Origin of the sequence: Streptomyces sp. NPDC001508, from assembly GCF_040298665.1 — a bacterium.
In the GTDB taxonomy this organism is placed as follows: Bacteria; Actinomycetota; Actinomycetes; order Streptomycetales; family Streptomycetaceae; genus Streptomyces.
The window spans coordinates 84316-109607 of the sequence record NZ_JBEPAP010000025.1 but is presented as its reverse complement, the minus strand read 5'-3'; the positions used below and the strand labels follow the sequence as shown (position 1 = coordinate 109607).

General features: G+C 70.1%; 30 protein-coding genes and 1 riboswitch. Of the genes, 9 read left to right on the top strand and 21 right to left on the bottom strand.

Annotated features, from left to right (window positions below):
• Positions 1 to 86: 86 nt before the first annotated feature.
• Entirely contained in the window at positions 87 to 1421 is a 1335-nt protein-coding gene (locus ABT245_RS22985; protein ID WP_351736408.1) for an SGNH/GDSL hydrolase family protein, read from the top strand.
• Positions 1422 to 1707: 286 nt separating this feature from the next.
• On the opposite strand, the gene ABT245_RS22980 is transcribed toward ABT245_RS22985, so the two are convergent.
• The gene (locus ABT245_RS22980; protein WP_351736406.1) at positions 1708 to 2181 is read right to left on the bottom strand and encodes a hypothetical protein; all 474 of its coding nucleotides are present in this window, start codon (positions 2179 to 2181) and stop codon (positions 1708 to 1710) included.
• A gap of 30 nt (positions 2182 to 2211) precedes the next feature.
• Between ABT245_RS22980 and ABT245_RS22975 the strand changes: the two genes are divergently transcribed.
• Positions 2212 to 2841: a hypothetical protein gene (locus tag ABT245_RS22975; RefSeq protein ID WP_351736404.1), complete on the top strand. Its 630-nt coding sequence runs from the start codon at positions 2212 to 2214 to the stop codon at positions 2839 to 2841.
• Between the two features lie 132 nt (positions 2842 to 2973).
• Here ABT245_RS22975 and ABT245_RS22970 read toward each other — a convergent pair whose 3' ends face one another.
• The 4 genes from ABT245_RS22970 to ABT245_RS22955 form a co-directional block, all read right to left on the bottom strand.
• Entirely contained in the window at positions 2974 to 3729 is a 756-nt protein-coding gene (locus ABT245_RS22970) for a DUF1707 SHOCT-like domain-containing protein (protein ID WP_351736402.1), read from the bottom strand.
• Positions 3730 to 3811: 82 nt separating this feature from the next.
• Positions 3812 to 4807, bottom strand: coding sequence for an ABC transporter ATP-binding protein (locus ABT245_RS22965; protein ID WP_351736400.1), 996 nt, complete (start codon positions 4805 to 4807; stop codon positions 3812 to 3814).
• A gap of 3 nt (positions 4808 to 4810) precedes the next feature.
• A complete protein-coding gene (locus ABT245_RS22960) occupies positions 4811 to 5632 on the bottom strand; it encodes an ABC transporter permease (protein WP_351736398.1) in 822 nt (273 codons plus the stop codon).
• Positions 5625 to 6425: an ABC transporter permease gene (locus tag ABT245_RS22955; RefSeq protein WP_351736396.1), complete on the bottom strand. Its 801-nt coding sequence runs from the start codon at positions 6423 to 6425 to the stop codon at positions 5625 to 5627. Before ABT245_RS22955 ends, ABT245_RS22960 begins: the two co-directional genes overlap by 8 nt.
• A 201-nt stretch (positions 6426 to 6626) precedes the next feature.
• Between ABT245_RS22955 and ABT245_RS22950 the strand changes: the two genes are divergently transcribed.
• Positions 6627 to 9026: a transglycosylase domain-containing protein gene (locus ABT245_RS22950; protein WP_351736394.1), complete on the top strand. Its 2400-nt coding sequence runs from the start codon at positions 6627 to 6629 to the stop codon at positions 9024 to 9026.
• A gap of 33 nt (positions 9027 to 9059) precedes the next feature.
• Here ABT245_RS22950 and ABT245_RS22945 read toward each other — a convergent pair whose 3' ends face one another.
• From ABT245_RS22945 to ABT245_RS22935, 3 genes are all read right to left on the bottom strand, one after another.
• On the bottom strand, positions 9060 to 9380 hold the full coding sequence (locus ABT245_RS22945) for a DMT family transporter (RefSeq protein ID WP_351736392.1): 321 nt from the start codon (positions 9378 to 9380) through the stop codon (positions 9060 to 9062).
• Positions 9381 to 9418: 38 nt separating this feature from the next.
• Positions 9419 to 9482: riboswitch (guanidine-III (ykkC-III) riboswitch) on the bottom strand.
• A 260-nt stretch (positions 9483 to 9742) separates the two neighbouring features.
• Positions 9743 to 10045: a GroES family chaperonin gene (locus ABT245_RS22940; RefSeq protein WP_451620872.1), complete on the bottom strand. Its 303-nt coding sequence runs from the start codon at positions 10043 to 10045 to the stop codon at positions 9743 to 9745.
• 104 nt (positions 10046 to 10149) lie between these two features.
• Positions 10150 to 10479 (bottom strand): DUF3618 domain-containing protein, encoded by a 330-nt coding sequence (locus tag ABT245_RS22935; protein WP_351736388.1) that lies wholly within the window; start codon positions 10477 to 10479, stop codon positions 10150 to 10152.
• A gap of 93 nt (positions 10480 to 10572) precedes the next feature.
• On the opposite strand from ABT245_RS22935, the gene bcp reads away from it, so the two are divergent.
• The 3 genes from bcp (at position 10573) to ABT245_RS22920 (ending at position 12478) form a co-directional block, all read left to right on the top strand.
• The gene (bcp, locus tag ABT245_RS22930) at positions 10573 to 11040 is read left to right on the top strand and encodes a thioredoxin-dependent thiol peroxidase (RefSeq protein WP_351736386.1); all 468 of its coding nucleotides are present in this window, start codon (positions 10573 to 10575) and stop codon (positions 11038 to 11040) included.
• A gap of 141 nt (positions 11041 to 11181) precedes the next feature.
• Positions 11182 to 11835, top strand: a complete 654-nt coding sequence (locus ABT245_RS22925) for an HNH endonuclease signature motif containing protein (RefSeq protein WP_351736384.1) — start codon at positions 11182 to 11184, stop codon at positions 11833 to 11835.
• The gene (locus ABT245_RS22920) at positions 11828 to 12478 is read left to right on the top strand and encodes an HNH endonuclease (RefSeq protein WP_351736382.1); all 651 of its coding nucleotides are present in this window, start codon (positions 11828 to 11830) and stop codon (positions 12476 to 12478) included. The genes ABT245_RS22925 and ABT245_RS22920 overlap by 8 nt, the downstream gene beginning before the upstream one ends.
• Before the next feature lie 154 nt (positions 12479 to 12632).
• Here the strand turns inward: ABT245_RS22920 and rdgB are convergent, their stop codons facing one another.
• The 4 genes from rdgB to ABT245_RS22900 form a co-directional block, all read right to left on the bottom strand.
• Positions 12633 to 13235 carry an RdgB/HAM1 family non-canonical purine NTP pyrophosphatase gene (rdgB, locus tag ABT245_RS22915; protein WP_351736380.1) on the bottom strand — a complete coding sequence of 201 codons (603 nt, stop codon included), beginning with the start codon at positions 13233 to 13235 and terminating at the stop codon, positions 12633 to 12635.
• A 33-nt stretch (positions 13236 to 13268) separates the two neighbouring features.
• Positions 13269 to 13676: a hypothetical protein gene (locus tag ABT245_RS22910; protein ID WP_351736378.1), complete on the bottom strand. Its 408-nt coding sequence runs from the start codon at positions 13674 to 13676 to the stop codon at positions 13269 to 13271.
• Between the two features lie 124 nt (positions 13677 to 13800).
• Positions 13801 to 14538: a ribonuclease PH gene (gene rph / locus ABT245_RS22905; RefSeq protein ID WP_351736376.1), complete on the bottom strand. Its 738-nt coding sequence runs from the start codon at positions 14536 to 14538 to the stop codon at positions 13801 to 13803.
• 227 nt (positions 14539 to 14765) lie between these two features.
• On the bottom strand, positions 14766 to 14999 hold the full coding sequence (locus ABT245_RS22900) for a PTS sugar transporter subunit IIB (protein WP_351736374.1): 234 nt from the start codon (positions 14997 to 14999) through the stop codon (positions 14766 to 14768).
• A gap of 362 nt (positions 15000 to 15361) precedes the next feature.
• On the opposite strand from ABT245_RS22900, the gene ABT245_RS22895 reads away from it, so the two are divergent.
• Entirely contained in the window at positions 15362 to 16612 is a 1251-nt protein-coding gene (locus tag ABT245_RS22895; RefSeq protein ID WP_351736372.1) for a PTS transporter subunit EIIC, read from the top strand.
• Positions 16613 to 16737: 125 nt separating this feature from the next.
• Here ABT245_RS22895 and ABT245_RS22890 read toward each other — a convergent pair whose 3' ends face one another.
• A complete protein-coding gene (locus tag ABT245_RS22890; protein WP_351736370.1) occupies positions 16738 to 17490 on the bottom strand; it encodes an MBL fold metallo-hydrolase in 753 nt (250 codons plus the stop codon).
• Positions 17491 to 17751: 261 nt separating this feature from the next.
• Here ABT245_RS22890 and ABT245_RS22885 point away from each other — a divergent pair, with 261 nt between their 5' ends.
• Positions 17752 to 18264, top strand: coding sequence for a type II toxin-antitoxin system PemK/MazF family toxin (locus ABT245_RS22885; protein ID WP_351736368.1), 513 nt, complete (start codon positions 17752 to 17754; stop codon positions 18262 to 18264).
• 88 nt (positions 18265 to 18352) lie between these two features.
• Here ABT245_RS22885 and ABT245_RS22880 read toward each other — a convergent pair whose 3' ends face one another.
• The 8 genes from ABT245_RS22880 to clpS form a co-directional block, all read right to left on the bottom strand.
• Positions 18353 to 18838: a hypothetical protein gene (locus tag ABT245_RS22880; RefSeq protein ID WP_351736366.1), complete on the bottom strand. Its 486-nt coding sequence runs from the start codon at positions 18836 to 18838 to the stop codon at positions 18353 to 18355.
• A 129-nt stretch (positions 18839 to 18967) separates the two neighbouring features.
• The gene (locus ABT245_RS22875) at positions 18968 to 19918 is read right to left on the bottom strand and encodes a PLP-dependent cysteine synthase family protein (protein ID WP_351736364.1); all 951 of its coding nucleotides are present in this window, start codon (positions 19916 to 19918) and stop codon (positions 18968 to 18970) included.
• 17 nt (positions 19919 to 19935) lie between these two features.
• Positions 19936 to 20214 carry a MoaD/ThiS family protein gene (locus ABT245_RS22870; protein ID WP_351736362.1) on the bottom strand — a complete coding sequence of 93 codons (279 nt, stop codon included), beginning with the start codon at positions 20212 to 20214 and terminating at the stop codon, positions 19936 to 19938.
• 106 nt (positions 20215 to 20320) lie between these two features.
• A complete protein-coding gene (locus ABT245_RS22865) occupies positions 20321 to 20416 on the bottom strand; it encodes a putative leader peptide (RefSeq protein WP_351736360.1) in 96 nt (31 codons plus the stop codon).
• A gap of 90 nt (positions 20417 to 20506) precedes the next feature.
• A complete protein-coding gene (locus tag ABT245_RS22860) occupies positions 20507 to 20929 on the bottom strand; it encodes a M67 family metallopeptidase (protein ID WP_351736358.1) in 423 nt (140 codons plus the stop codon).
• Positions 20930 to 21089: 160 nt separating this feature from the next.
• A complete protein-coding gene (locus ABT245_RS22855; protein WP_351736356.1) occupies positions 21090 to 22517 on the bottom strand; it encodes an amino acid permease in 1428 nt (475 codons plus the stop codon).
• 319 nt (positions 22518 to 22836) lie between these two features.
• Positions 22837 to 23442 carry a DUF2017 domain-containing protein gene (locus tag ABT245_RS22850; protein WP_351736354.1) on the bottom strand — a complete coding sequence of 202 codons (606 nt, stop codon included), beginning with the start codon at positions 23440 to 23442 and terminating at the stop codon, positions 22837 to 22839.
• Positions 23443 to 23453: 11 nt separating this feature from the next.
• Positions 23454 to 23819 carry an ATP-dependent Clp protease adapter ClpS gene (clpS, locus tag ABT245_RS22845; RefSeq protein WP_351736352.1) on the bottom strand — a complete coding sequence of 122 codons (366 nt, stop codon included), beginning with the start codon at positions 23817 to 23819 and terminating at the stop codon, positions 23454 to 23456.
• Between the two features lie 8 nt (positions 23820 to 23827).
• Between clpS and ABT245_RS22840 the strand changes: the two genes are divergently transcribed.
• Complete coding sequence (locus ABT245_RS22840; protein ID WP_351736350.1) at positions 23828 to 25174, top strand: nicotinate phosphoribosyltransferase; 1347 nt, start codon at positions 23828 to 23830, stop codon at positions 25172 to 25174.
• Positions 25175 to 25292 lie beyond the last annotated feature (118 nt).

Sequence of the window (25292 nt, the reverse complement as noted above, 5' to 3'; positions counted from 1 at the left end):
CCTGTCAGGTCACCCCGGCTCATGACGCATCATGGGCTCGTCGGACCGGAGCCAGGGCTCCCCTCGCCGAGGAGAACAGCACAAGCATGACCAGGCGTCATGGCTATGTCCTGCTCAGTGCGGTCATCGCGCTGGTGCTGGGACTGTCCGCCGCCATCTACGCCGGCGTGGCGGCCGACGGCGGCACATCCCGCACCACCGTCGCCGGCCACCGCCCGCGGCACGACTCCTCGGCGGCCCCCGCGTCCACGGGCACCTGGGTCGGCGCCTGGTCCGCCTCCCCGGTCGGCGGCGAACCCGGCACGGAGACACAGGGCATGGCGGGCCGCTCGATACGGAACGTGGTGCACACGAGCGTGAGCGGCACCAGCGCCCGGATCACGCTGTCCAACCTGTACGGCCAGTCGGCGCTGGCCGTCACGCACGCGTCCCTGGCGGTCGCCGCCGGTGACGGCACCGCGGCCGCCGTGGCGCGCACGATGCGGCAACTCACGTTCGGCGGCGGCACCGGTGTGCTGATAGCGCCCGGCGAGCAGGTGGTGAGCGACGCCGTGCGGATCACCGTCCCGCACGACGCGGACATCCTGGTCACCACGTACTCCCCGACCGCGGCCGGACCGGTCACCTACCATCCGCACGCGCGGCAGACCTCGTACGTCGCCCAGGGCGACCGCACCGAGGACGCGGCCGGCGCCCGCTACACCGAGCAGACGTCGGTCTGGCGCTATCTGACCGCCCTCGACGTGCTCAGCAACGAGTCCGACGGCACGGTGGTCGTGTTCGGCGACTCGCTCACCGACGGCATCACCTCCACCGAGAACGCCAACCGCCGCTGGACGGACCTCCTCGCCCGGCGGCTGCGCGACGCCGTCGCGGACGGCGCGGACCTGCCCCGCTACGGCATCGTCAACGCGGGCATCAGCGGGAACCAGATACTCGCGGACGGGCTTGGCCGGCCCGCCGACAACGAGAGCGCGCTCGACCGCTTCGACCGGGACGTGCTCGACCGTACGAACGTCAAGGTGGTCGTCATCGACCTCGGGGTCAACGACATCCTGCGCAACCCGCGGCTCGCCGACCCGGACCGCGTGGTTGAAGGGCTGCGTACGCTGGTCCGCCGGGCCCATGCCCGCGGCCTCAAGGTCGTCGGCGCCACCCTGATGCCGTTCTCCGGGCACCGGGGTTCGACACCGGCCCGCGAACACGTCCGCCAGGAGATCAACGCCCGGATACGCGGGGGCCGGGTCTTCGACGCGGTGGTCGACTTCGACGCGGCCCTACGGGATCCGTGGAGCCCGCGACGGCTGCGCCCGCAGTACGACTCCGGCGACCATCTGCACCCCAGCGACCGCGGCTACCGCAAAATGGCCGAAGCCTTCGACCTGGCCACCCTCAAGGGCGCGGGCCAGGCGGAACTATAGCGGAACCAGCACCGATAGCCGACCGACGGCGGCAGGGTCGTGACAGCTCAGCCGTCGGCCGGGTGGGTGGCGTCCTGCGAGGCGCGGGTGGGCGCGGCCGAGCCGTGGGGGTGTGGCACGGGTGGTGGCCGATGTCCGTCTGGGGCCGGGCAGCACCCCGTGGCCCCGGGCGCGGGCAGCCCCGTGACAGGGTCGGGTAGCGCCCCATGGCGCCGGGGGGCTCTGCCAAGCTGGCCCGTATGGACGCGTCCGACCTCGCCGCGCTGCTCGCGCGGCTCTCGCCCGGTCAGCGGCTGGCGCCGTCCGGCCACACGATGCGCACGGGCACACCGGTCCGCTCCGCGTAAGCGACCACGTCCGCTGTCCCGCCGAACGCCCAGGCCGGTTTCCCGTCCCACACGGCGATCAGCTCGTCGACCAGGCCCACCAAGACCTCGCTTCCCGCCTGGTGCGCCTCGGAGGTTGACTCGGTCATGCCGGTTTCATGGATGTCGACCGCGCCGCCGTACAGCTCGTCATAGACGGGGTGGTGCCACTCCGGAAGGCTCTCGCGGTACTCCGCCGCGGGAACGACGACTTCAAGCCGGCCGCCCCGCTTCAACACCGCTTCCGCAAACCACGAATCGGGACCATCGGCAATGCACGACACGGCCGTCAGATCAGCGGTGTCCAAGTCGCGTACGACCTCATCGAGCATGGCGCATACCCGTTGCTCCACGTCCTTGCTGAGCCCGCGGTGTCCGGTGATCCCTACGCGCATCGGTGATCCCCTCTGCTACAGGTAGACGCCGTGAAGGCGCTCGTCGAAGTCTCGTACCACTGCGTGGCCCCGGGAATCGCGTACGCGGATGAAACCCCGTACGACCGGGACAGCTTCGGCGTGCTCTGGGTCCGGTACGCCCTGCGGCCCAAGCAGCGGCGGGGCAGCCCACAACTGCGGAACGTCCACCCCTACCGGCAGCGCCGGGCGATGCTGAACATGATGTGCCAGGTCTGCTCCCGCACGCCGACCGACCCCCACGGCCCGCACCTGTTTCTCCTGCGGGACAGCGTCGGCCCGATCCGGGAAGGGGAGCGCACGACGAGCCCGCCGGTATGCGTACCGTGCGCCGGGATCTCCATCCAGCTCTGCCACGCCCTGCGCGGTGGACAGTTCGTGGCGGCGTGGGCGAGGCGTGTACCCGCGTGGGGAGTCGTCGGCCCCCTCCATCATCCCGTGACGCTTCAGCCGGTCCCGGGGGGTCACATGGAGCAGGTGAAGTACGGGTCGGAGTGGGCGCCATGGGTCCGGGCCGCCCGCACGATGGTGGAACTGCGCGGAGTGACACCAGCAGACCTGGACCGGGAGTTCGCGGGCCTCGGCCGTGACCGCCTGGAGGAAGAGTTCGCCCGGGTCGCGGCACTGGCGGCGGTCGCCTGACGGCCGCATAGGCCCCCGGGCGGGGTCGGTCTGGACACCACAACCCCGAACCCCAGCACCCCAAGCCCCGGGGAGTCAGGCAGCCCCCGAGACCCGGGGACCGGGGCGAACGGTCCTCCTGGTGGGTGTCGTTCAGTGCTCCCAGTGGCGGCGTCGTTCGCGCTCGTCGCGGATGCGGTCCCCGCGCCTGCCCTCGGGGAGTTCGCGGCGTTCGGACCGCCGGTCCAGCCGCTGCTGCCGGCGCTCCTCCTTCAGCCGTTGCCGCTCCGCGCGGGCGATCTTGCGTTCCACGCCGACGCCGCCCCAGAAGGCGAAGCCGGTCACGATCACCCGTGGCGCGCCGGGGTCGCCGGGCACGCCCTCCTGCCGGTGGTCGAAGCCGCCCATGATGCCGATGCCGCGCACCACGACCTCCACCCCGGGGGGCACCACGACCTGCATACCGCCCATGATCGCAACGCAGTTGATCACCACTTCGCGGTCCGCGAAGTCGGCGTCCCGCAGATCGATCTCGCCGCCGCCCCAGAAGGCGAAGCTGTTGAAGCGGCGCGGCACGGTCCAGCGCCCCTTGCGCTGGAACCCGGACATCACGGCGACCGCCCAGGACGAAGAGCCCTCGCCGCCGACGATCCGGCCCGCCCAACTCCCGTCCGCCGCGGGCTCCTTGTTCAGCGCCACCGCGGGCGGCGGGGCCACCGCGCCGGCCGCGGGCAGGTCCTTGGTGATCGGGGCCAGTTCCCGGTAGGTGCGCGCCTTGTAGGTGGCGTCGAGCCGTTCGTCGAACTCCTCCATGTCGAGCCGCCCTTCCGCGAGGGCGTCCCGCAGGACTTCGGCGACCCGCTCGCGATCGGCGTCGGAGGCGCGCAGTTCCGGGGCATCGTCGGTCATAGCCAGCAGCCTACGAGGTCCGCCCGTGCCCGTGCTACGAGGCGGCCGGGGCCACCGTACGGCTAGGGCGTCGGCATTGGCCCTAGGAGACGGCGCCCTCGGTCTCGCCGGCGTACATTCTGGCGATCACCGCCTCGATGTCCGGTTCCCGTACGGACAGGTCCGCCAGCGGGTAGCTCGCGGCGATCCGTGCCACCAGCGGCGCCGCCGACGCGGACGCCGGGAAGGCGAGCCACTGCCGGGGCCCCTCGACCTTGGTCACCCGGGCCCCGGGCACCTCGATCGGCGGGACCTCCCGTTCCAGGTCCACCACCAGGGTCCGCTCGCTCTCCCCAGCCTCGTGCAGCCCGGCGAGAGGGCCGTCGTACACCAGCCGCCCGTGGTCGATGACCATCACCCGGGAGCACAACTGCTCGATGTCCTGAAGGTCGTGCGTGGTCAGCAGGACGGTGGTGCCCCGGTCGGCGTTCAGCGTGCGCAGGAACTCCCGCACCCTGGCCTTGGAGACGACGTCGAGGCCGATCGTCGGCTCGTCGAGATACAGCACCTCGGGGTCGTGCAGCAGGGCCGCCGCGATGTCCCCGCGCATCCGCTGGCCGAGCGAGAGCTGGCGCACCGGCACGTCCAACAGGTCGGCCAGTTCGAGGAGTTCGACGCAGCGGTCGAGGTTCTCCCGGTACCGCCGGTCGGGGATGCGGTACATGCGGTGCACCAACCGGTAGGAGTCGATCAGCGGCAGGTCCCACCACAGCGTCGTGCGCTGCCCGAACACCACCCCGATGCGCTGCGCGAGCCGCCGGCGCTCACGGGAGGGGTCGATGCCGGCCACCCGCAGCCGGCCGCCGCTCGGTGTGAGGATGCCGGTGAGCATCTTGATCGTGGTCGACTTGCCGGCGCCGTTCGGGCCGATGTAGCCGACCATCTCGCCGCGCGTCACGGTGAAGGAGATCGAGTCGACCGCCCGTACCTGTCGCCGTTCGCGCCGCAGCAGACCGGTCTTCCTGCGTACGTCGAAGACCTTCTCCACGCCGTCCAGTTCGATGAACCGGCCCGGTTCGACGAAGTCGCCGTCCGTCACGTGCTAACTCCCTGTACTCCGGTAGGAACGAAGCCCCGCCCGCCACGCAAGGCCCGCCAGCGCGCAGCACACCACCGCCACCAGCGGCGGCGCGAACGCGGTCCACCCCGGCAGGTCGAGCGGATACGGCCGGTCGAGCACATAGCTCGCGGGCAGCCAGTTGACGAAGGCGAGCGGCAGCACGAACGTCACCCCGCGCACCAGGTCCTTCCCGAACACGGCCGGCGGATACTGCAACAGGGTCGTACCGCCGTACGTGAACGCGTTCTGCACCTCGGCGGCTTCCTGCGCCAGGAACTGGAAGGCCGCGCCCGCCACGAACACCGCGCAGAAGATCGCCGAGCCGCTGACCAGCATCACCGGCACCAGCAGCGCCTTCGGCACGGTCCAGTCGACGTCGGCCCGGCCGAGCGCGTACCCCAGCACCAGCACGCCCTGTGTGATCCTGCCCAGGCGGCGCAACGCGAAGCGGTCCGCGCCGACCTGGGCGAGCACCGGCGCGGGCCGCACGAGGAGCGTGTCGAAGGAACCGTCGCGGATCCGGACGCCCAGGGTGTCCGACGAGCCGAACAGCAGGTCGGCGATCCCGAACGCCGTCACCGACAGACCGTACAGAAAGGCGACCTCGGGCAGTGTCCAGCCGCCGAGCGAGCCGACCTGCGAGAACATCAGCAGGATCGTGACGAAGTCCAGCCCGGTCACCAGCAGGTTGCCGAGCGCCGTGAGAACAAAGGACGTGCGGTAGGTCATCGTGGACCGGATCCACATCGCGGCGATCAGCCGATAGGCCCGCAGGCCCTCCCCCAGCCCGGAGATCTCAGCCACCCTGCACCACCACCCGCCGCGTCGCCGCCGACTGCACCACTCGCCCCGCCGCCAGCAGCGCCACCGCCCACGCCGCCTGGAAGGCGTACGCACCCAGCGGGTCGGCCTCCCCCATCAGCACATCGGCCGGCATCTGGAGCTGCGCCGCCCACGGCAGCGCCTGGACGATGTCGCCGAGCGCGCCCGGGAAGGCGTTCAGCGGCAGCGTCATGCCCGAGCAGAAGATCCCCGCGACCATCAGGACCTGCGAGACACCCATGCCGTCCAGGAACCAGAACACGCTCAGGGCCGCCAGATAGCGGATGCCGAAGCTGACGACCATCGCCAGCAGCAGCGCGACCAGGAACGCCGCCCAGGTGGTGACGTCCGTCGGCAGCGCCATCGGGAAGAACAGCGCACCGAAGGCGAACGGGATCACGCCCCGCCCCGCCATCTGGAACAGCGCCCGCCCCAAATCGGATGCCAGCCACCACAGTTGGAGGTCGGCCGGCCGGTACAGATCGACGGCGATCTCGCCCGTGCGGATCCGGTCCATGAGATCCTTCTCGACCCCGCCGCCCTGGATGGCGAGCGTCGCGTACAGGCACTGTCCGAGCCACACATAGGTGACCGCCTGTGACTGGTCGTACCCGCCCAGGTGCGGTCTCTCCTCCCACAGCGCCAGGTAGGTGTACACGAGGATCAGCCCGAAGGCCGTGTTGGTGAACACCCCGGCGGCAGTGGCCACCCGGTATGTCGCGTATCGTCGGAATCCCCCTGCCGCGACGGCCGCGTACAACCGTCCCGCGCCCATTCCCACCGACCTCCCGGACCGCCCGACACCGAAGCGCAGGAGCTTAGCGGGCGGGCAAGGCCGCGGGCCACGCGTTTTCCCGGGGACGCGTGCCGGAATCCGGGAACGGAACGCTTGGTGCGAGAGTCTTCAACAGGGGGCGCAGAAGGCGTACGAGGGCGTACGGGAACGTACGACGTAAAACAGGAGTCCGTGCACGAGATGAGCGACGAGCCGCAGCCGCAGCAGCCGACCGATGGCTGGGCACCGACCACCACGCAGGGGGGACCCGGCGAGCCGGGCAAGAAGCCCAAGCGCCCCAAGCGCACGGGCTGGCGCCGGCTCCTGCCGACCTGGCGCATGGTGCTCGGCACGTCCGTCATCGGCGTACTGCTCCTCATCGGGCTGTTCTTCCTCGGCTACTCCCTGGTGAAGATCCCCCCGGCGAACGCTCTCGCCACCAAGCAGAGCAACGTCTTCCTCTACGCCGACGGCAGCCAACTCGCCCGCGACGGTGAGATCAACCGGGAGAGCGTCACCCTCGCCCAGATCTCCAAGGACGCCCAGCACGCCGTACTGGCCGCCGAGGACCGCGACTTCTACTCCGAGTCCGCCGTCGACCCCAAGGCCATGATCCGCGCCGTCTGGAACACCGCGACCGGCAAGGGCAAGCAGTCCGGTTCGACGATCACCCAGCAGTACGTGAAGAACTACTACCTCGCGCAGGAGCAGACCGTCACCCGCAAGGTGAAGGAGTTCTTCATCTCGATCAAGCTGGACCGCACCGAGTCCAAGGACCGGATCCTGGAGGGCTACCTCAACACCAGCTACTTCGGCCGCAACGCCTACGGCATCCAGTCCGCCGCGCAGGCGTACTACGGCGTGGACGCCACGGACCTCGACCCGGCCCGCGCCGCCTATCTCGCCGCGCTCGTCAACGCCCCCAGCGAGTACGACGTCGTCGCCCGCCCCCAGAACAAGCCGGCGGCCGTGGCCCGCTGGAACTACGTCCTGGACGGCATGGTCAAGAAGGGCTGGCTCAGCCGGTCGGAGCGGTCGGGCCTGAAGTTCCCCATGCCGAAGGAACAGACCTTCTCCACCGGGCTGTCCGGGCAGCGCGGCTATCTCGTCGAGGCCGTCAAGAACTACCTCACCGCCAACAAGATCGTGGACGCGGACGAGTTGGAGGCGGGCGGCTACCGCATCACCACCACCCTGGAGAAGGGCCGGCAGAACGCCCTCGTCAAGGCCGTCGACGACCGGCTGATGTCCAAACTGGACAAGAAGAACCGCAAGGTCGACACCTACGTCCGCGCGGGCGGCGCCTCCATCGACCCGAAGACCGGCAGGGTCGTCGCGATGTACGGCGGCATCGACTACGTCAAGCAGTACACCAACGGCGCCACCCGGGCCGACTTCCAGGTCGGCTCCACCTTCAAGCCGTTCGTGTTCACCTCGGCGGTGGAGAACGACTCGACCACCCAGGACGGCCAGACGATCACACCGAACACCTACTACGACGGCACCAACAAGCGGCCCGTGCAGGGCTGGAGCGGCGAAACCTACGGCCCCGAGAACGAGGACCAGGTCTCCTACGGCGACATCACCGTGCGCTCCGCCACCGACAAGTCCGTCAACGCCGTGTACGCGCAGATGGCCGTCGACGTCGGCCCGGAGAAGGTCAAGCAGACCGCGATCGACCTCGGCATCCCCGCGGACACCAAGGACCTCAGCCCCGGCCCGTCCATCGCGCTCGGCACCGCCACCGCCAGCGTCCTCGACATGACCCAGGCGTACGCGACCCTCGCCAACCACGGCAAGCACACCGCGTACACCCTCGTCGACAAGATCACCAAGGACGGCACCGAGGACGTCGAACTGCCCGAACGCAAGACCGAGCGGGCCGTCAGCCGGCAGGCCGCCGACACCACCACCTCCGTCCTGCGCAGCGTCGTCGAGAACGGCACCGCCACCGCCGCCCAGGCCGCCGGACGCCCCGCCGCGGGCAAGACCGGCACCGCCGAGAAGGACCAGGCCGCCTGGTTCGCGGGCTACACCCCCGACCTCTCCACGGTCGTGGCCGTCATGGGCCAGGACCCGGTCACCGCCGCCCATGAATCGCTCTACGACGTGATGGGCCTGCCCCGCATCAACGGCGGCGGCGCACCCGCGGAGATCTGGGGCCAGTACACCAAGGACGCCCTGAAGGGCCACTCGGTCACCTCCTTCGACCTGGAACTGCAGCCGGGCGCCGACCAGACCATGCCGCCCAGCTCCCCGTCCGCCTCCCAGCCCGGCACCGGCGGCCAGGACACGGGCGGCACCCCCGGCACCGGCGACCCGAACGACCAGGGCCAGACCCAGGGGCAGACCTCCGGAGGCGACAACGGCGGCACCGACGGCGGGGACACCGGCACCGACGGCACCGGCACCGACGGCGGCACGACCGACGGCTCCGCGAACGCCGGGACCAGCACCGGCACCACCGACGGCGGCGACGTGGGCGGCACAGCCGGGAACACCGCCGACGGCGGCACCGGCACGGGCGGCGGCACCCCCAGCACCCCGGGCGGCGGCGCCACGACGGGCACCGCGGGGCCGCTGGACGACCTCACCGGGTAGCGACCCGACCCGGGGGCCGCGGTCAGCGACCGGTCAGTGACCGGACGTCGCCTTCAGCCCCACCACGGCGACCAGCAGCAGACAGATGAAGAAGATCCGGGCGGCGGTCACCGGCTCCCCCAGCACCACCATGCCGAGCACCGCCGCCCCGGCCGCGCCGATGCCCACCCACACCCCGTAGGCGGTACCGATGGGCAGGGACCTAGCGGCGTACGAGAGCAGCACCATGCTGGCGACGATGCCGGCACCGGTGAACACGCTGGGCACCAGGCGGGTGAAACCGTCGGTGTACTTCATGCCGATCGACCAGCCCACCTCAAGCAGACCGGCGACGACAAGCAGAACCCAGGCCATGACAGGCACCTCCGGGACAGACGCACGGACAGAACGGGGGTGCGTCGTCTTTGCCTGCGTCCCGGTACGGCGCGTCTCGTCGGGCTCCGTCAAAGCCAGTGCTGTGGCCGGAAAGGTTTGCCGGAAAGCTCGCGGCGTCCGGTGCGGTGCATCGCAAGGCGGAGCATCTCCCGCGTACTGGATGTACTCGGGTGATGCGACAACGCGGCGTGGGGGCACCTCCCGGCCGAAGGCTGGGGGAGTGCCGTGCCGGGCGTCGCGAGCCGGTGAACCTTTCCGGTCGCAGCACTAGCAACGAAACCACGGATGGGGCCGGTGACAAAGGTCACCGGCCCCATCCGCCGTCGAAGAACAGATGTGATCTACAGATACAGGCCGGTGGAATCCTCCGACCCCTCGAACCGGTCGGCGGCCACGGCGTGCAGATCACGCTCGCGCATCAGCACATACGCGACACCCCGCACCTCGACCTCGGCCCGGTCCTCCGGGTCGTACAGGACCCGGTCACCCGGCTCCACGGTCCGGACGTTCTGCCCCACCGCCACGACCTCGGCCCAGGCCAGCCGGCGGCCCACGGCCGCGGTGGCGGGAATCAGAATGCCGCCGCCCGAACGCCGCTCGCCCTCGGTGGTGTCCTGCCGCACGAGGACCCGGTCGTGCAACATCCGAATGGGCAGCTTGTCGTGATGGGGAGTGCTGCTGTGCTCGTTTCTGTTGGCGCTCACGCCTTCGAACCTACCTGCCTTTTACCTGTCCATGAGCGACCGGGTCAGCCCTTGCGGCGCCGGGAACCGAGGGCCAGCAGCCCCACCACCCCGACGACGACCAGGGCCACCGGCACGATGCGCTCCGCACGCGGCGCACCCTGCTCGTCGACGAACTGCGCCCCGACGTCGCTGATCACCCGGTTGACCTGCACATAAGCCCGTCCGAGAGTGCGGTCGACATGGGCGACGACCTTGGCCTTGGCATCCCCGACGACCGTCTTCGGATGCACCCGCACCCCGATCTCGTCGAGCGTCTCGGCCAGCACTTCACGGCGGCGCCTGATGTCCGCCTCGATCTGCGCCGGGGTTCTGGTGTCCGACGTGTCCGCCACCGTACGGCCTCCGAAGTCTGCTGGTGCTGTTGCGGACAGTCTGTCAGCTTCCCACGCCGCCGCACCGCCAGGACCCCCCGTTACGCTAGACCGATGAGCGAGCGACTCCAGCCCGGGGACGTGGCCCCCGCCTTCACCCTCCCCGACGCCGACGGCAACGACGTGTCCCTGTCGGACCACAAGGGCCGCAAGGTCATCGTGTACTTCTACCCGGCGGCCCTCACCCCCGGCTGCACCAAGCAGGCGTGCGACTTCACCGACAACCTGGACCTCCTGGCCGACGCGGGCTACGACGTGATCGGTATCTCCCCCGACAAGCCGGAGAAACTGGGGAAGTTCCGCGAGAAGGAGTCCCTGAAGGTGACCCTCCTCGCCGACCCGGACAAGCGGGTCCTCCAGGAGTACGGCGCCTTCGGCGAGAAGAAGCTGTACGGCAAGACGATGGTCGGCGTCATCCGCTCCACGGTGATCGTCGACGAGGAGGGCAAGGTGGAACGGGCCCTGTACAACGTCAAGGCCACCGGCCACGTAGCCAAGCTCATCAAGGACCTGGCCCTCTGACCCCAGCCCCCTCCCCACCCAACGGCCCGCCCCGGAACACCCCGGGCCGGGCCGTTCGCATCTCGTTCGTAACCGTCCGATAAACGGTTCGTTACCCCACACGAGTCCACGAACACCAGACCGAACACGGAGGGGGCCGGAATGGGGGCCAGCGCATACAGCAGGGACCGGCTGCAGGCCGCAGCCGAGGGGGCGCGGACACTGTCGGAGGCATTGGGGCGACTGGGGGTGGATCCACGCAGCTCCACCCGGAACTACATCAGGGACCGCATGCGGAGGCTGGGAATCGACACGTCGCACTTCGAGCGGGAGGGCTCCAGGTGGACCCGCGAAATCCTCCAGACAGCGGTGTCGGCCTCGTCCAACATGGGCGAGGTACTGCGCCGTCTCGGACTCGATGTGGTCGGCGGGCACCACACTCACATCAGCCGCCGCATCAAGGCGTACGGCATCGACACCTCTCACTTCCGGGTGCCGACGCAGGGGGGCGGGCGGCGGCCTCGCGCACCGGAGGGGTTGCTGGTGAAGCAGTCGGCGGCCGACGCCCGGCGGATGCAGAGCAGCCGCCTCAAGCGGGCCATGCTGGCGCACGGCATCGACGAGCGGTGTGCCATGTGCGGCATGGCACCGGTGTGGCTGGGGGAACCGCTGCCCCTTGAGGTCGACCACATCGACGGCGACTGGCGCAACAACGAGATCGAGAACCTGCGGCTGCTCTGCCCCAACTGCCATTCCACCACGGACACTTACCGAGGCCGTGGCGCAAGGCGATCCGGGACGGCACCTCATGAGTGACGTCGTGCGGTACACCCGGGAACGGCTGATGGAGGCGGCCCGGCACTGCTCCGATGTGGACGAGGTCATCGCCTGTCTCGGCACCACACCGTACGGAACCCTCCGGCGACACATCATGAAGCGGTTCGCCCACTTCGGCATCGACGTCTCACACTTCCGTCCCGTCGGCAGGCTCCGCCGTCCCACGTCCGGCGAACTGCGTGGTGCGGTGGCCGCGTCGACATCACTGGCGGAGGTGCTGCGCCGCCTGGACCGCCCGGACAACAGCGGGCAACGTGCCACTCTCAGGAAGTGGATCACGGAGGAGCGCCTGTCGACCGACCACTTCCTGGGACAGGCACACCGGCGGGGAAAGCGAGCCCCGAACAGCCGGCACCCCTCAGAGGTTCTGGTACGGCACGAGGGCGAGCGCCGGACGCGGACCTCGCGGCTGCGCCGTGCGCTCCGTTCGGTCGGCGTCCCGGAAAAGTGCGCCGGGTGCGGGGTGGGGCCGCAGTGGCTCGGGCGCCCCATGACGCTGGAGGTCGATCACATCAACGGGGACTGGCGCGACGACCGGCGGGAGAATCTGCGGTTGCTGTGCCCCAACTGTCATGCGATCACCAGCACCTGGTGCAGAGGGGGAGGACGGCGGAAGGCGTAGCGCAGTAGAGTAACCTGCGATTGGAGCGCCCGTACGCCAACGGCCGAGCGGCGATTTTTAGGGGATCGTGTTTGTCGGTTCGAATCCGACCGGGCGCACAGGTAAAAGGAGCCCCGCACCTTCGATTCGAAGGTGCGGGGCGTTTTTTGTGGCGTCAGCCCAGTAGGTCTCGTATCGCTGGTACCAGGGCTCGGAAGGCCTTGCCTCGGTGGCTGATGGCGTTTTTTTCGGGTGGGGTGAGTTCCGCGCAGGTTCGGGTGTCGCCGTCCGGCTGGAGGATCGGGTCGTAGCCGAAGCCGTTCGTGCCCGTGGGGCGGTGCCGGAGGGTGCCCCGCAACTGGCCCTCGACCACCGCCTCCCGCCCGTCCGGCAGGGCGAGGGCCGCCGCGCAGGCGAAGTGCGCGCCGCGGTGTTCGTCGGCGATGTCGGAGAGCTGGGCGAGCAGCAGATCGAGGTTGGCCTTGTCGTCGCCGTGCCGTCCGGCCCAGCGGGCCGAGAAGATGCCGGGGGCGCCGTTCATGACGTCGACGCACAGGCCCGAGTCGTCGGCGACGGCGGGCAGTCCGGTCGCGCCAGCCAGGGTGTGCGCCTTGAGCAGCGCGTTCTCGGCGAACGTCACGCCCGTCTCCTTGACGTCGGGGACGTCCGGGTAGGCGTCCGCGCCGATGAGGTCGTGGGTGAGTCCGGCGTCGGCGAGGATCGAGCGGAGTTCGGTGATCTTTCCGGCGTTGCGGGTGGCGAGGATGAGGCGGGTCATGCGGGCCAGTATCCCCCTGTCCGGTGGGCCGGTTTACGGGGTGCAGACCTTGGTGAGTTCGCCGGCCGCGTCGGTGACGGGGCCGATGTCGGGGGTGCTGTCACCGTTCTTGATCGCGGTGCGGACACCCGTGACGGCGTCGCCGAGGTCGTCGACGGCCTTGTTGACGTCGATGTCGTCGGTCTTGTCGCCGATTTTGGTGAGGTTCTTCTCGATGGCGTCGAGGGCTTCGTCGGCGCGGGTGGGGTCGGTGGCCGCGTTCTCGGCCGCCTGTTGGAGTTCGGTCACGTTGTCGGCGATGGCGTCTGCGGTGCGGACGCAGTCGAGGGCCTTGTCCACGGCGTCGCAGCCGGTGGCGAGGCCGGTGGTGAGCGCGACGGCGGCCGTCACGGTGGCGATGGTGGTGATACGGGCGCGACGGTGGCGTCGGCTCGCGGCCATGGTTGGATCCCCTCCCCGGTTCCGGCTGGCCGGGCGCACGGTGAGTGCCGTACGCCCGTATGGATAGGGACGCCGGGGAGGCTGGCGGGGTTGCCCCGCGGATCACTCTGCTTTGGCGTTCCCTTTACTTTTCGAGGGTGGCGCGCAGTGCGGTGTGCTGGAGGGCGGCGAGTTCGGCGCAGCCGGTGACGGCGAGGTCGAGCAGGGCGTTGAGTTCGTCGCGGGCGAAGGGTTCGGCTTCGGCGGTGCCCTGCACTTCGACGAAGCGGCCGTCGCCGGTGCAGACGACGTTCATGTCGGTCTCGGCGCGTACGTCTTCTTCGTAGCAGAGGTCGAGGAGCGGGACCGAGCCGACGATGCCGACCGAGACGGCGCTGACGGTGCCGGTCAGCGGTCGGCGTCCGGGGCGGACGAGTTTGCGGTCCTGGGCCCAGGTGACGGCGTCGGCGAGGGCGACGTAGGCGCCGGTGATGGCGGCGGTGCGGGTGCCGCCGTCGGCTTGGAGTACGTCGCAGTCGAGGACGATGGTGTTTTCGCCGAGGGCTTTGTAGTCGATGACGGCGCGCAGGGAGCGGCCGATGAGCCGGGAGATCTCGTGGGTTCGGCCGCCGATCTTGCCCTTGACGGATTCGCGGTCGCCGCGGGTGTTGGTGGCGCGGGGCAGCATGGCGTATTCGGCGGTGACCCAGCCCTCGCCGCTGCCTTTGCGCCAGCGGGGGACGCCTTCGGTGACGGATGCGGTGCAGAAGACCTTGGTGTCGCCGAAGGAGACGAGGACGGAGCCCTCGGCGTGCTTGCTCCAGCCGCGTTCGATGGTGACGGGGCGGAGCTGTTCGGGGGTGCGGCCGTCGATTCGAGACATGGCGTTGAGCCTAGTCCCCCGGCGGGTGGGCTCCGGCCGTGCGTGGGCGGCCCCGAGGGGTGCGGGGGCGGGGGTGTTCGGGGGGTGTTCGGGGGGGTGGTTCGGTGCAGGTGGGGCTGGTGTGCCCGGTGGGGCTGGCATGCCTGTGGGGCTCGGTGTGCCGGTGGGGCCCGGCCGCTGGAAACCGTCGGCCGGGCGGGGCCCCTGGCGGGATGCGCCGTGTGGGCTCACATCATGTCTTCGATCTCCGCGGCGATCGGGTCGGCGTCGGTGCCGATGACGACCTGGATGGCGGTGCCCATCTTGACGACGCCGTGGGCGCCGGCGGCTTTCAGGGCGGCGTCGTCGACCTTGGAGGGGTCCACGACCTCGGTGCGCAGCCGGGTGATGCAGCCCTCGATCTCTTCGATGTTGTCGACTCCGCCGAGGCCGGCGACGATTTTCTCAGCCTTGCTGGCCATGTTGTTTCTCCCTGATCTGAACCGCTTTGTCGCAGTAACCCACAGTCGGCGCAGCTTCGCGAGCGGTCAGGTCCTGGGTACCGCATGATGACCGTCACGTCAGCGGAGCCACCCACAACTGGTCTACACCAGCTGCCAGGGGGTCACCAAACCTCTTCGCGATGTTCCGTTTCGCGATCATCCGGTTCGGTGCACAGGGCCCGGCACACGGGAGGCACAGGGCGAGGTCATGGACGTCACCGTGGCGTAGCCGGGGGCGGCAGTACGCTTGTGCAATTCGCGGGTTCCGTTCCTGCCCTTCACCGTGCTACAACAGGTCTAAACCAATGCGGTGGTGTAGACCACCACCTGATGGAGGAAGCATGAGCACCGCCACCGCGTCGGCGGCTCCCGCGAGGAAGCGGGGGACCGGCCTGTTCCAGGGCCTGCAGAAGGTCGGCCGCAGCCTGCAGCTACCGATCGCCGTGCTGCCGGCGGCGGGCATCATGGTGCGGCTCGGCCAGCCCGACATCTTCGGCAAGGACGGGCTCGGCTGGGACAAGGTCGCCGCCGTGTTCGACAACGCGGGCAGTGCGCTGACCGGGTCCCTGCCGATCCTGTTCTGCATCGGTGTGGCCATCGGGTTCGCCAAGAAGGCGGACGGCTCGACGGCGCTCGCCGCGGTGGTCGGCTTCCTCGTCTACAGCAAGGTCCTTCAGGCGTTCCCGGTCTCCGAGGAGGTGATCCAGAAGGGCAGGGACACAGCCGCCGTCTACAACGACCCCGGGGTGCTCGGGGGCATCGTCATGGGTCTGCTGGCCGCCGTGCTGTGGCAGCGTTTCCATCGCACCAGGCTGGTCGACTGGCTGGGCTTCTTCAACGGCCGCCGGCTCGTGCCGATCATCATGGCCTTCGTCGGCCTCGTCATGGGTGTCTTCTTCGGTCTTGTCTGGGAGCCGATCGGCAACGGCATCTCGCACTTCGGCGAGTGGATGACCGGCCTCGGCTCGGGCGGCGCCGCCCTGTTCGGCGCGGTGAACCGGGCGCTGATCCCGATCGGCATGCACCAGTTCGTCAACACGGTGGCCTGGTTCCAGCTCGGTGACTTCAAGAACTCGGCCGGTGAGGTCGTGCACGGCGACATCACCCGGTTCCTGGCCGGTGACCCGTCCGCCGGTCTCTTCCAGTCCGGCTTCTTCCCGATCATGATGTTCGGTCTGCCGGCCGCCGCGCTGGCCATCGCGCACTGCGCCCGGCCGGAGCGCCGCAAGGCCGTGCTGGGCATGATGGTCTCCCTGGCGCTGACCTCGTTCGTGACCGGGGTCACCGAGCCGATCGAGTTCTCCTTCATGTTCGTCGCGCCGGTCCTGTACGTGCTGCACGCCGTGCTCACTGCGGTGTCGATGGCGGTGACCTGGGCGCTGGGCGTGCACGCCGGTTTCAACTTCTCGGCCGGTCTCATCGACTACGCGCTGAACTGGCATCTGGCGACCAGGCCATGGCTGATCATCCCGATCGGGCTGGTCTTCGCGGCCGTCTACTACGTGACGTTCCGCTTCGCCATCGTCAGATTCGATCTGAAGACTCCTGGCCGGGAGCCCGCGGAGGAGGTCGAGGACCTCACCAAGGCGTGAGCCGCACCACAAAGGCGTGGGCCGCACGGCGCGGCACCGCCGCACGGCACGACGACGGCCCCGGAACCGCTCGGTTCCGGGGCCGTCCGGCCTTCTCGTGCGTACGGGCCTGAACCCCGTACGTACTAGATCTCGTACGTCGCTCTCGGCGCCGCCAGTTCCACCGGGCCGTCGAAGACGGCGCGGGCGTCCGCCAGATTGGCCTCGGGGTCGGTCCATGGGGGGATGTGGGTGAGTACCAGACGCCGGGCACCCGCGCGGGCCGCGGTCTCGCCCGCCTCGCGGCCGTTGAGGTGCAGGTCGGGGATGTTCTCCTTGCCGTAGGTGAACGCGGCCTCGCACAGGAAGAGGTCGGTGTCCCGGGCCAGCACGTCCAGCGCCGCGGTGACACCCGTGTCGCCGGAGTACGTCAGCGATGTCCCGCCGTGTTCGACGCGGATGCCGTACGCCTCCACCGGGTGCCGCACCCGTTCGGTGTGCACCGTGAACGGGCCGATCTCGAATGTGGACGGCTTGACCGTGTGGAAGTCGAAGACCTCGCTCATGGACGAGGCGGTGGGGGTGTCGGCGTAGGCGGTGGTGAGACGGTGTTCCGTGCCTTCGGGTCCGTAGACCGGGATCGGGGCGGCGCGTCCGCCGTCGTGCCGGTAGTAGCGCGCCACGAAGTAGGCGCACATGTCGATGCAGTGGTCGGCGTGCAGATGACTGAGGAAGATCGCGTCGAGGTCGTAGAGACCGCAGTGGCGCTGCAGCTCGCCAAGGGCGCCATTGCCCATGTCGAGCAGCAGCCGGAAGCCGTCGGCCTCGACGAGGTAGCTCGAACAGGCCGAATCCGCGGACGGAAACGACCCCGAGCAGCCGACGACGGTGAGCTTCATGAAGCAGAAACCTCCGTTGGCGGTGAATCCGGCTGGAGTGAACTGGATGGAACTCTCCAGAAAGGGTGAAAGGGGTTCAGGAAAGGGGCACACAGGGGTCGTGCGGTCCGTCGAGCGTAAAGCGCGCAAGCACGGGTCGCGCCTCTGCCAGGGGCCGTTGTGGGCGAACTCACCTGTGGTGTCACCGATTCGGCTGGACCGGATGCGGATGTCTGAACAGAGGGCGCGCGCGGGGTTGCACGCGCCGGTACCGTCAACGATATGGACACGTCCTGGTGGCTGGCGCTCGCGGCGGTGGTACTGCTCGCGCTGGTCGCCACGCTCGTGGACGGCTGGGGGCGCAGCCGTCGCCCGGCGCGGCGCGGGAGGCGTCCGCCGGGCCACGAGGAGCGTCCGCGGGCGCGCGCCGAGCGGCCGCGGCCGGGTGACATCTGGTGGGCGAACGTGCCCTACGGAAGCGGGCCGGAGTCAGAAGCGGCCGCGCGCAGCGCGTCAGGCAGGGCGGCGGTGCATGACGGACGGGCGAGGGACCTGCCCTGTCTGGTGCTGGCGGTGCACGGCAGGCGGGCCACGGTGGCGAAGATCACCAGCAAGTACCACGACGAGCGTGCCGGGGTGATCCCGCTGCCGCCGGGTTCGGTGGGCGACGCGCACGGCCGCCCGAGCTTCCTGGAGACGGACGAGCTGTGTCAGGTGCCGGTGTGGGACTTCCGGCGCCGGGTGGGCATGGTCGATCCGGTCCTGTGGGACCAGGTACGCCATCTGGCCACCTGAGCGGGGGCCGGCCCGCGCGGGTGCGGACCAGCGGACCCACACCGCGACTGCCCAGTTCTGGATGCCCGGCAGGAGACCCCGCCGGGTCCTACGGGGGTGACGGTGCCTCGTAGGCGGCGACCGCGTCTCCCGGCAGGATGACGGAGCCGGGGTTGACGGGTTTCAGCGCGTCGCCGCTCGCGGTGAGCGGCTTCCAGGGACGGTCCGCCGTGCCGACCAGCGTGATCCGCATCACCCCGCCGCACGCCAGGCACAGGGTGCGGCCGTTGTCGGCGGCGGGCACCTCGGCCGTGGTCGCACAGCCCCCGGGCGTCGCCACCGGGCTCGACGGGCGCGCCGTGTCCGCTCCGGACAGCGGGACCGGAGCGGTCTGTGTGGCGGGAGTTGACGCCGGGACAGGCGAGAACGCCGGGGCCCAGGAAGCCGCTGAAGAGGGGCCGGGGCGGTGGGCGCCGTGCCGCCGTCCGCGCCGCAGCCGCAGCCGCAGCCGCAACCGCAACGAGCGAGCAGGATCGCGGCCGGGGCGGCGGCCGTCGTGCGGTGGATCGTCGTGCGGCGCATGGGGTGACCGCATTCCGCCGGGTGTCGGCCCGGTACAGAGGGGACATGCCACCCGGCCGTGCGGATTCCTCGCGGTCCCCGGCCGGTGTCCACCGGCCGGGGTCGGCCGCTCGGCGCCCTCGGCGGCGCCGGGCCTGCGGCGCTACGCCCAGAGCTGTCCCTGGAGCGTCTTGATGGCCTCTTCCGTCGTGGCCGCCGTGTAGACGCCCGTGGAGAGGTACTTCCAGCCGCCGTCGGCCACGATGAAGACGATGTCGGCGCTCTCGCCGGCCTGCACCGCCTTGCGGCCGACACCGAGCGCGGCATGCAGCGCGGCGCCCGTGGAGACGCCCGCGAAGATGCCCTCCTGCTGGAGGAGTTCACGGGTGCGGGTGACCGCGTCGGCGGAGCCGACCGAGAAGCGGGTGGTGAGCACGGAGGGGTCGTACAGCTCCGGTACGAAGCCCTCGTCGAGGTTGCGCAGGCCGTACACCAGGTCGTCGTAGCGCGGTTCGGCGGCGACGATCTTCACGTCCGGCTTGTGCTCGCGCAGGAAGCGGCCGACGCCCATGAGGGTGCCGGTGGTGCCGAGGCCGGCGACGAAGTGGGTGATCGAGGGCAGGTCGGCCAGGATCTCCGGGCCGGTGGTGGCGTAGTGGGCGCCGGCGTTGTCCGGGTTGCCGTACTGGTAGAGCATCACCCAGTCCGGGTGCTCGGCGGCCAGTTCCTTGGCGACGCGTACGGCGGTGTTGGAGCCGCCCGCGGCCGGCGAGGAGATGATCTCGGCACCCCACATGCCGAGCAGGTCCCGGCGTTCCTGCGAGGTGTTCTCGGGCATCACGCACACCATGCGGTAGCCCTTGAGCTTGGCCGCCATGGCGAGGGAGATGCCGGTGTTGCCGGAGGTGGGTTCCAGGACGGTGCAGCCGGGGGTGAGCCGGCCGTCCTTCTCCGCCTGCTCGATCATGTGCAGGGCCGGGCGGTCCTTGACGGAGCCGGTCGGGTTGCGGTCCTCCAGCTTGGCCCAGACCCGCACATCGGCGGAGGGTGACAGGCGCGGCAGGCGGACGAGCGGTGTGCCGCCCACCGCGGCGAGCGGGGAGTCGTAGCGCATCGGGGACCAGCGGCCGTTCAGGCCATACCGCCGGCCACGGCCGGCAGGATCGTCACGGTGTCGCCGTCGGACAGCTTGGTGTCGATGCCGTCGACGAACCGGACGTCCTCGTCGTTCAGGTAGACGTTGACGAAGCGGCGCAGCTTGCCGTCTTCCACGATGCGGGCCTGGATGCCCGCGTGCCGGGTGTCGAGGTCGGCGAACAGCGCGGCGAGGGTGTCGCCGCTGCCCTCCACCGCCTTCTGGCCGTCGGTGTACTGGCGGAGGATGGTGGGGATGCGGACCTCGATGGCCATGGTTGCGGGCTCCTGTCGGAAGTGTCGGATCGGGGCGCACAGAGGGGTCCCCGGGCTTTCGCACCGGGGAGCGCCGCGGCTCAGGGCCGCACGGCGGCAGGGAACGTCAACAGATGGCGCTGTTCAGCCTGCACAGATCGACGTGCAGCCGCGCCACGAGCAACACGCTCGGCGTCTTCTCGCTCACGTCGTGGAGAACCATGGGGTCATCGTATCGATTCCCGGTCCGCTTCCTCGAAGGCCATCTCGCATCGTGGATGAATTCTGACCGAACTGTGGTCAGTGGGCCCGGTCAGTACGCGTCGACGACCTTGACGTCCTCCTCGGTGACCTCGCCGTCGAGGATCCGGAAGGAGCGGAACTGGAACTCGCCGAGGCCGTCGGTGTCCGCCGTGGAGACGAGGACGTAGTGGGCGCCGGGCTCGTTGGCGTAGCCGATGTCGGTGCGGGAGGGGTAGGCCTCGGTCGCGGTGTGGGAGTGGTAGATGATCACCGGCTCCTCGTCGCGGTCGTCGAGGTCGCGGTAGAGCTTCAGGAGGTCCTGCGAGTCGAACTCGTAGAAGGTGGGCGAGCGGGCGGCGTTGAGCATCGGGACGAAGCGCTCGGGCCGGTCGGTGCCCGCGGGGCCCGCTACCACGCCGCACGCCTCGTCCGGGTGGTCCTCGCGGGCGTGGGCGACGATCCGGTCGTACAGGTCCTGGGTGAGGGTCAGCATGCGGGCAAGGATAAGCAGAGGGGCCGCTCCGTACCGATGGTTGGTACGGAGCGGCCCATATGACGGACGCCCTGAGCGGCGGCCGCCGCGGGCGCCCTGTGTGACGCGCTGCGGCCGGGCGTCCTCGGCGGCGGGGCCTCGGTGAGGAGGTCCCCGGCGGTCAGAGCGCCTTCTCCAGTGCCGGTTCGCGGGGCTCGGTGATTCCCGGTGTGCGGTTCCTGAGCACCAGCCAGCCGATGCCGAGCGCGGTCGCCCAGCCCGCCATCACATACAGGCAGACCCGGGAGTCGGCGTCGTAGGCGATCAGCCCGGTGACGAAGACCAGGAACGCGATGGCGATCCAGCTGCACACCGAGCCGCCCGGCGCGGGGAAGGAGGACGCGGGCAGCCGGCCCGAGACGACCTCGCGGCGGTAGCGGACGTGGCTGATCAGGATCATCAGCCAGGTCCAGATGCCGGCGGCGGTGGCGACGGAGGTGACGTAGCCGAACGCCTTCTGGGGGACGATGTAGTTGAGGACCACGCCGATGCCCATGAAGGCGACGGAGACCGTGATGCCGAGCGCGGGGGTCCTGGTGGCCGAGAGCCGGCTGAACGCCTTCGGGGCCTCGCCGCTGTCGGCGAGGGTGCGCAGCATGCGGCCGGTGGAGTACATGCCGGAGTTGCAGGACGACAGGGCCGCGGTGAGCACCACGAAGTTGACGATGCCCGCGCTGGCCGGGATGCCGATGACCGCGAACGCCTTCACGAAGGGGCTGACGCCCTCGGCGAACTCGGTCCACTTCACCACGCACAGGATCACGGTGAGCGCGCCCACGTAGAAGAGCGCGATCCGCCAGGGCAGGGTGTTGATGGCCTTCGGCAGGGTCTTCTCGGGGTTCGCCGACTCGCCGGCGGTGACGCCGACCAGTTCCACGGCGAGGTAGGCGAACATGACGCCCTGCAGGGTCATCAGGGACGAGCCGATGCCCTTGGGGAAGAAGCCGTCGAACTGCCACAGGTTGGAGACCGTCGCGGTGTCGCCCGCCGCGCTGAAGCCGAAGGTGAGCACGCCCAGGCCGATCACGATCATGCCGATGAGCGCGGTGACCTTGACCATCGAGAACCAGAACTCGATCTCGCCGAACAGCTTCACCGAGATCAGGTTGGCCACGAGCAGGACCACCAGGAAGACCAGGGCCGTCACCCACTGCGGGACGACGGGGAACCAGTAGTGGACGTAGATCGCGGCGGCCGTCAGCTCGGCCATGCCGGTCACCACCCACATCAGCCAGTACGTCCAGCCGGTGAAGTAGCCGAAGAACGGGCCGAGGAATTCCCGTGAGTACTCGGCGAAGGAGCCCGAGACGGGCCGGTAGAGCAGCAGCTCGCCGAGCGCGCGCATGATGAAGAAGATGACGCCGCCGGCCAGGGCGTACATCAGGATGAGGCTGGGCCCGGCCTTGGCGATGTTCGCCCCGGCTCCGAGGAACAGACCGACGCCGATGGCGCCGCCGATCGCGATCATCTGGACCTGACGGCTGCCGAGCCCGCGCTCGTAGCCCTCTTCGGGTGCCTGGGATGCCTCGGTGACCTGCGCTGAGGTCATGTGTGGTGCGCCTTTCTCCATGTCGATCCAGGCCCTTCGTCGGGCCTTGGACCGGGTTTCGATCCCCCCGGACGGATGGAGTGGTGCCTGGCCGGTGATCACCGGCTCGGTGGCGCACCCGGCCGAACATGGGTGGTGTTCGCCGGGCGGTCGTGAAGATGTACCACGACCGCCCCGCTGATCACACCGGTGGACTGTGACGCATCACTCGACCAAAAGGGGGCAAGTGCCGCACAACCCCCGCAAAAACGGGCACATGGGTGACGCGATCGTTATCAGGATCTGAGTGTCCCCTGAGCGAACACGACAAGGGGGCGAATCAGTACAAGAGCGTGGACACGAGGGTTTCCTGGAGCCCGCCCAGCCACAGATACGCCATCACCATCGGCTTGCGCGGGTCCTCGTCCGGCAGCCGGTAGAGCAGATCGGTGTCGTCCTCGTCGGTGATCTCCAGCCGGGAGCCGATCGCCAGCCGCAGGTCGTTGAGCGCGCCCAGCCACTGCCGGGACTCCGCCGGCGACAGCTTGAGGACCGCGCCGCCCTCCCCCGCCTCGGCCAGCTCGTCCAGGGCGCGGATCACCGCGAGGGCGTTCTCCCGCTTGCCGGCCCGCAGATCGTTCTCCGTGTAGCGGCGGAACTCGGCGGAGTGCGCCTGCCGCTCCTCGGCCTCCTCGGCCGTGTCCGGGGCCCGGCCGGGATCGCTGTAGGCGTCCGGGAAGAGGCGGCGCAGCACGGGGTCGGCGGGCGGCTCGCTCGGGCCCTCGGCGAACAGCTCGGCGAGCGGGTCGGCGGGGGCGTCCGGGGCGGGTCCCGGGCCGATCAGTTCCAGCAGCTGGACCGCCAGCGACCGGATGATGGAGATCTCGACGTCGTCGAGCGCGACGGCGGCGCCGCCGCCGGAGAGCGGTTCGAAGTGTCCTGGCATCAGTGAGGTCGTTACTTCCGGTCCTGCTGGAGGGTGGCCCACAGACCGTAGCCGTGCATCGCCTGCACGTCGCGCTCCATCTCCTCGCGACTGCCGCTGGAGACGACCGCACGGCCCTTGTGGTGGACGTCGAGCATGAGCTTGGTGGCCTTGTCCTTGGGATAGCCGAAGTACGTCTGGAAGACGTACGTCACATAGCTCATGAGGTTGACCGGGTCGTTGTGCACGATGGTGACCCAGGGGACGTCGGGCTCGGGTACGGCGAAGACCTCCTCCGCCGACTCGGTGCGTTCGATCTCTACGGGCGCGGGTGACGTCACATGCCCATGCTGCCACGCCGGGCAAAAATCGTCACACTGACGAGATGGGGGTAGCATGCCACTTCATGGACACAGCAGACCTTGGGCTGCCGGTGGACGTTCCGTCGACGGCGCTCTTCACGGACCAGTACGAGCTGACGATGCTCCAGGCGGCCCTCAGGGCGGGTACCGCCGGACGGCGCAGCGTGTTCGAGGTCTTCACCCGGCGGCTGCCGCACGGGCGCCGCTACGGCGTCGTGGCGGGCACCGGACGGGTGCTGGACGCGGTCGAGAACTTCCGCTTCGACGCGGGCGTGCTCGGCTTCCTGCGGGAGCGGCAGATCGTCGACGAGGAGACCCTCCAGTGGCTGTCCGGCTACCGCTTCGGCGGTGACATCTGGGGCTACCCCGAGGGCGAGGTGTACTTCCCGGGCTCGCCGCTGATGCGGGTGGAGGGGACGTTCGCCGAGTGTGTGCTCCTGGAGACGGTGATCCTGTCCATCCTCAACCACGACTCGGCCATCGCCGCCGCGGCCTCCCGGATGGCCTCGGCGGCCGGCAGGCGGCCGCTGATCGAGATGGGCGCCCGGCGCACCCACGAGCTGTCCGCCGTGGCCGCCGCGCGCGCCGCCTACATCGGCGGCTTCGCCACCACCTCGGACCTGGCGGCCGGCTTCCGCTACGGCATCCCGACGGTGGGCACCTCCGCCCACGCCTTCACCCTGCTGCACGACCGCGAGCGGGACGCCTTCCGGGCCCAGGTGGACTCGCTCGGGCGGGGCACCACACTGCTGGTGGACACCTACGACGTCGCCGAGGCCGTCCGGACCGCCGTCGAGGTCGCCGGCCCCGAGCTGGGCGCGGTGCGCATCGACTCCGGGGACCTGCTGCTGGTCGCGCACCGGGTGCGGCAGCAGCTGGACGAACTGGGCGCCGTCGACACGAAGATCGTCGTGACCTCGGACCTGGACGAGTACGCCATCGCCTCGCTCGCCGCCGCGCCCGTCGACGCCTACGGCGTCGGCACCCAGCTGGTAACCGGCTCCGGGCATCCGACCTGCTCGATGGTCTACAAGCTGGTGGCGCGCGCCGAGTCCGGCGACCCGCGGGCGCCGCTGGTGCCGGTGGCCAAGCGGTCCACCGGCGGCAAGACCTCCATCGGCGGGCGCAAGTGGGCCGCGCGGCGGCTGGACCCGGACGGGGTGGCGGAGGCCGAGATCATCGGCACCGGACCGGTGCCCGCGGATCTGGCGGACCGGCAGCTCCTGGTCGAGCTGGTCAAGGGCGGCGAGGTGGTGGCCCGCGAACCGCTGGACGTCGTCCGCGACCGGCACGCCGCCGCCCGCGCCAACCTGCCGCTGTCCGCTACCCAGCTCTCGCGCGGGGAACCCGTCATTCCGACGGAGTATGTGCCGGCACGGTCGGGTAACTAGGGCGGGACCGCTACCGCCCGCTCCCGACGCCCCCTCCCGGACCGCCGCCGAAGTCTCTAGGCTCGTATCTTCCCTCCCCAGGCTCCGCGAGCCGGGGACCGCCAGTCGAAGGACACCG

Coding starts and splice junctions, on each gene's coding strand:
- ABT245_RS22985 (WP_351736408.1), top strand. CDS start 87: ATGACCAGGCGTCATGGCTATGTCCTGCTCAGTGCGGTCATCGCGCTG.
- ABT245_RS22980 (WP_351736406.1), bottom strand. CDS start 2,181: ATGCGCGTAGGGATCACCGGACACCGCGGGCTCAGCAAGGACGTGGAG.
- ABT245_RS22970 (WP_351736402.1), bottom strand. CDS start 3,729: ATGACCGACGATGCCCCGGAACTGCGCGCCTCCGACGCCGATCGCGAG.
- ABT245_RS22955 (WP_351736396.1), bottom strand. CDS start 6,425: ATGGGCGCGGGACGGTTGTACGCGGCCGTCGCGGCAGGGGGATTCCGA.
- ABT245_RS22950 (WP_351736394.1), top strand. CDS start 6,627: ATGAGCGACGAGCCGCAGCCGCAGCAGCCGACCGATGGCTGGGCACCG.
- ABT245_RS22945 (WP_351736392.1), bottom strand. CDS start 9,380: ATGGCCTGGGTTCTGCTTGTCGTCGCCGGTCTGCTTGAGGTGGGCTGG.
- ABT245_RS22940 (WP_451620872.1), bottom strand. CDS start 10,045: ATGTTGCACGACCGGGTCCTCGTGCGGCAGGACACCACCGAGGGCGAG.
- bcp (WP_351736386.1), top strand. CDS start 10,573: ATGAGCGAGCGACTCCAGCCCGGGGACGTGGCCCCCGCCTTCACCCTC.
- ABT245_RS22925 (WP_351736384.1), top strand. CDS start 11,182: ATGGGGGCCAGCGCATACAGCAGGGACCGGCTGCAGGCCGCAGCCGAG.
- ABT245_RS22920 (WP_351736382.1), top strand. CDS start 11,828: ATGAGTGACGTCGTGCGGTACACCCGGGAACGGCTGATGGAGGCGGCC.
- rdgB (WP_351736380.1), bottom strand. CDS start 13,235: ATGACCCGCCTCATCCTCGCCACCCGCAACGCCGGAAAGATCACCGAA.
- ABT245_RS22910 (WP_351736378.1), bottom strand. CDS start 13,676: ATGGCCGCGAGCCGACGCCACCGTCGCGCCCGTATCACCACCATCGCC.
- rph (WP_351736376.1), bottom strand. CDS start 14,538: ATGTCTCGAATCGACGGCCGCACCCCCGAACAGCTCCGCCCCGTCACC.
- ABT245_RS22900 (WP_351736374.1), bottom strand. CDS start 14,999: ATGGCCAGCAAGGCTGAGAAAATCGTCGCCGGCCTCGGCGGAGTCGAC.
- ABT245_RS22895 (WP_351736372.1), top strand. CDS start 15,362: ATGAGCACCGCCACCGCGTCGGCGGCTCCCGCGAGGAAGCGGGGGACC.
- ABT245_RS22890 (WP_351736370.1), bottom strand. CDS start 17,490: ATGAAGCTCACCGTCGTCGGCTGCTCGGGGTCGTTTCCGTCCGCGGAT.
- ABT245_RS22885 (WP_351736368.1), top strand. CDS start 17,752: ATGGACACGTCCTGGTGGCTGGCGCTCGCGGCGGTGGTACTGCTCGCG.
- ABT245_RS22880 (WP_351736366.1), bottom strand. CDS start 18,838: ATGCGGTCACCCCATGCGCCGCACGACGATCCACCGCACGACGGCCGC.
- ABT245_RS22875 (WP_351736364.1), bottom strand. CDS start 19,918: ATGCGCTACGACTCCCCGCTCGCCGCGGTGGGCGGCACACCGCTCGTC.
- ABT245_RS22870 (WP_351736362.1), bottom strand. CDS start 20,214: ATGGCCATCGAGGTCCGCATCCCCACCATCCTCCGCCAGTACACCGAC.
- ABT245_RS22865 (WP_351736360.1), bottom strand. CDS start 20,416: ATGGTTCTCCACGACGTGAGCGAGAAGACGCCGAGCGTGTTGCTCGTG.
- ABT245_RS22860 (WP_351736358.1), bottom strand. CDS start 20,929: ATGCTGACCCTCACCCAGGACCTGTACGACCGGATCGTCGCCCACGCC.
- ABT245_RS22855 (WP_351736356.1), bottom strand. CDS start 22,517: ATGACCTCAGCGCAGGTCACCGAGGCATCCCAGGCACCCGAAGAGGGC.
- ABT245_RS22850 (WP_351736354.1), bottom strand. CDS start 23,442: ATGCCAGGACACTTCGAACCGCTCTCCGGCGGCGGCGCCGCCGTCGCG.
- clpS (WP_351736352.1), bottom strand. CDS start 23,819: ATGCTACCCCCATCTCGTCAGTGTGACGATTTTTGCCCGGCGTGGCAG.
- ABT245_RS22840 (WP_351736350.1), top strand. CDS start 23,828: ATGGACACAGCAGACCTTGGGCTGCCGGTGGACGTTCCGTCGACGGCG.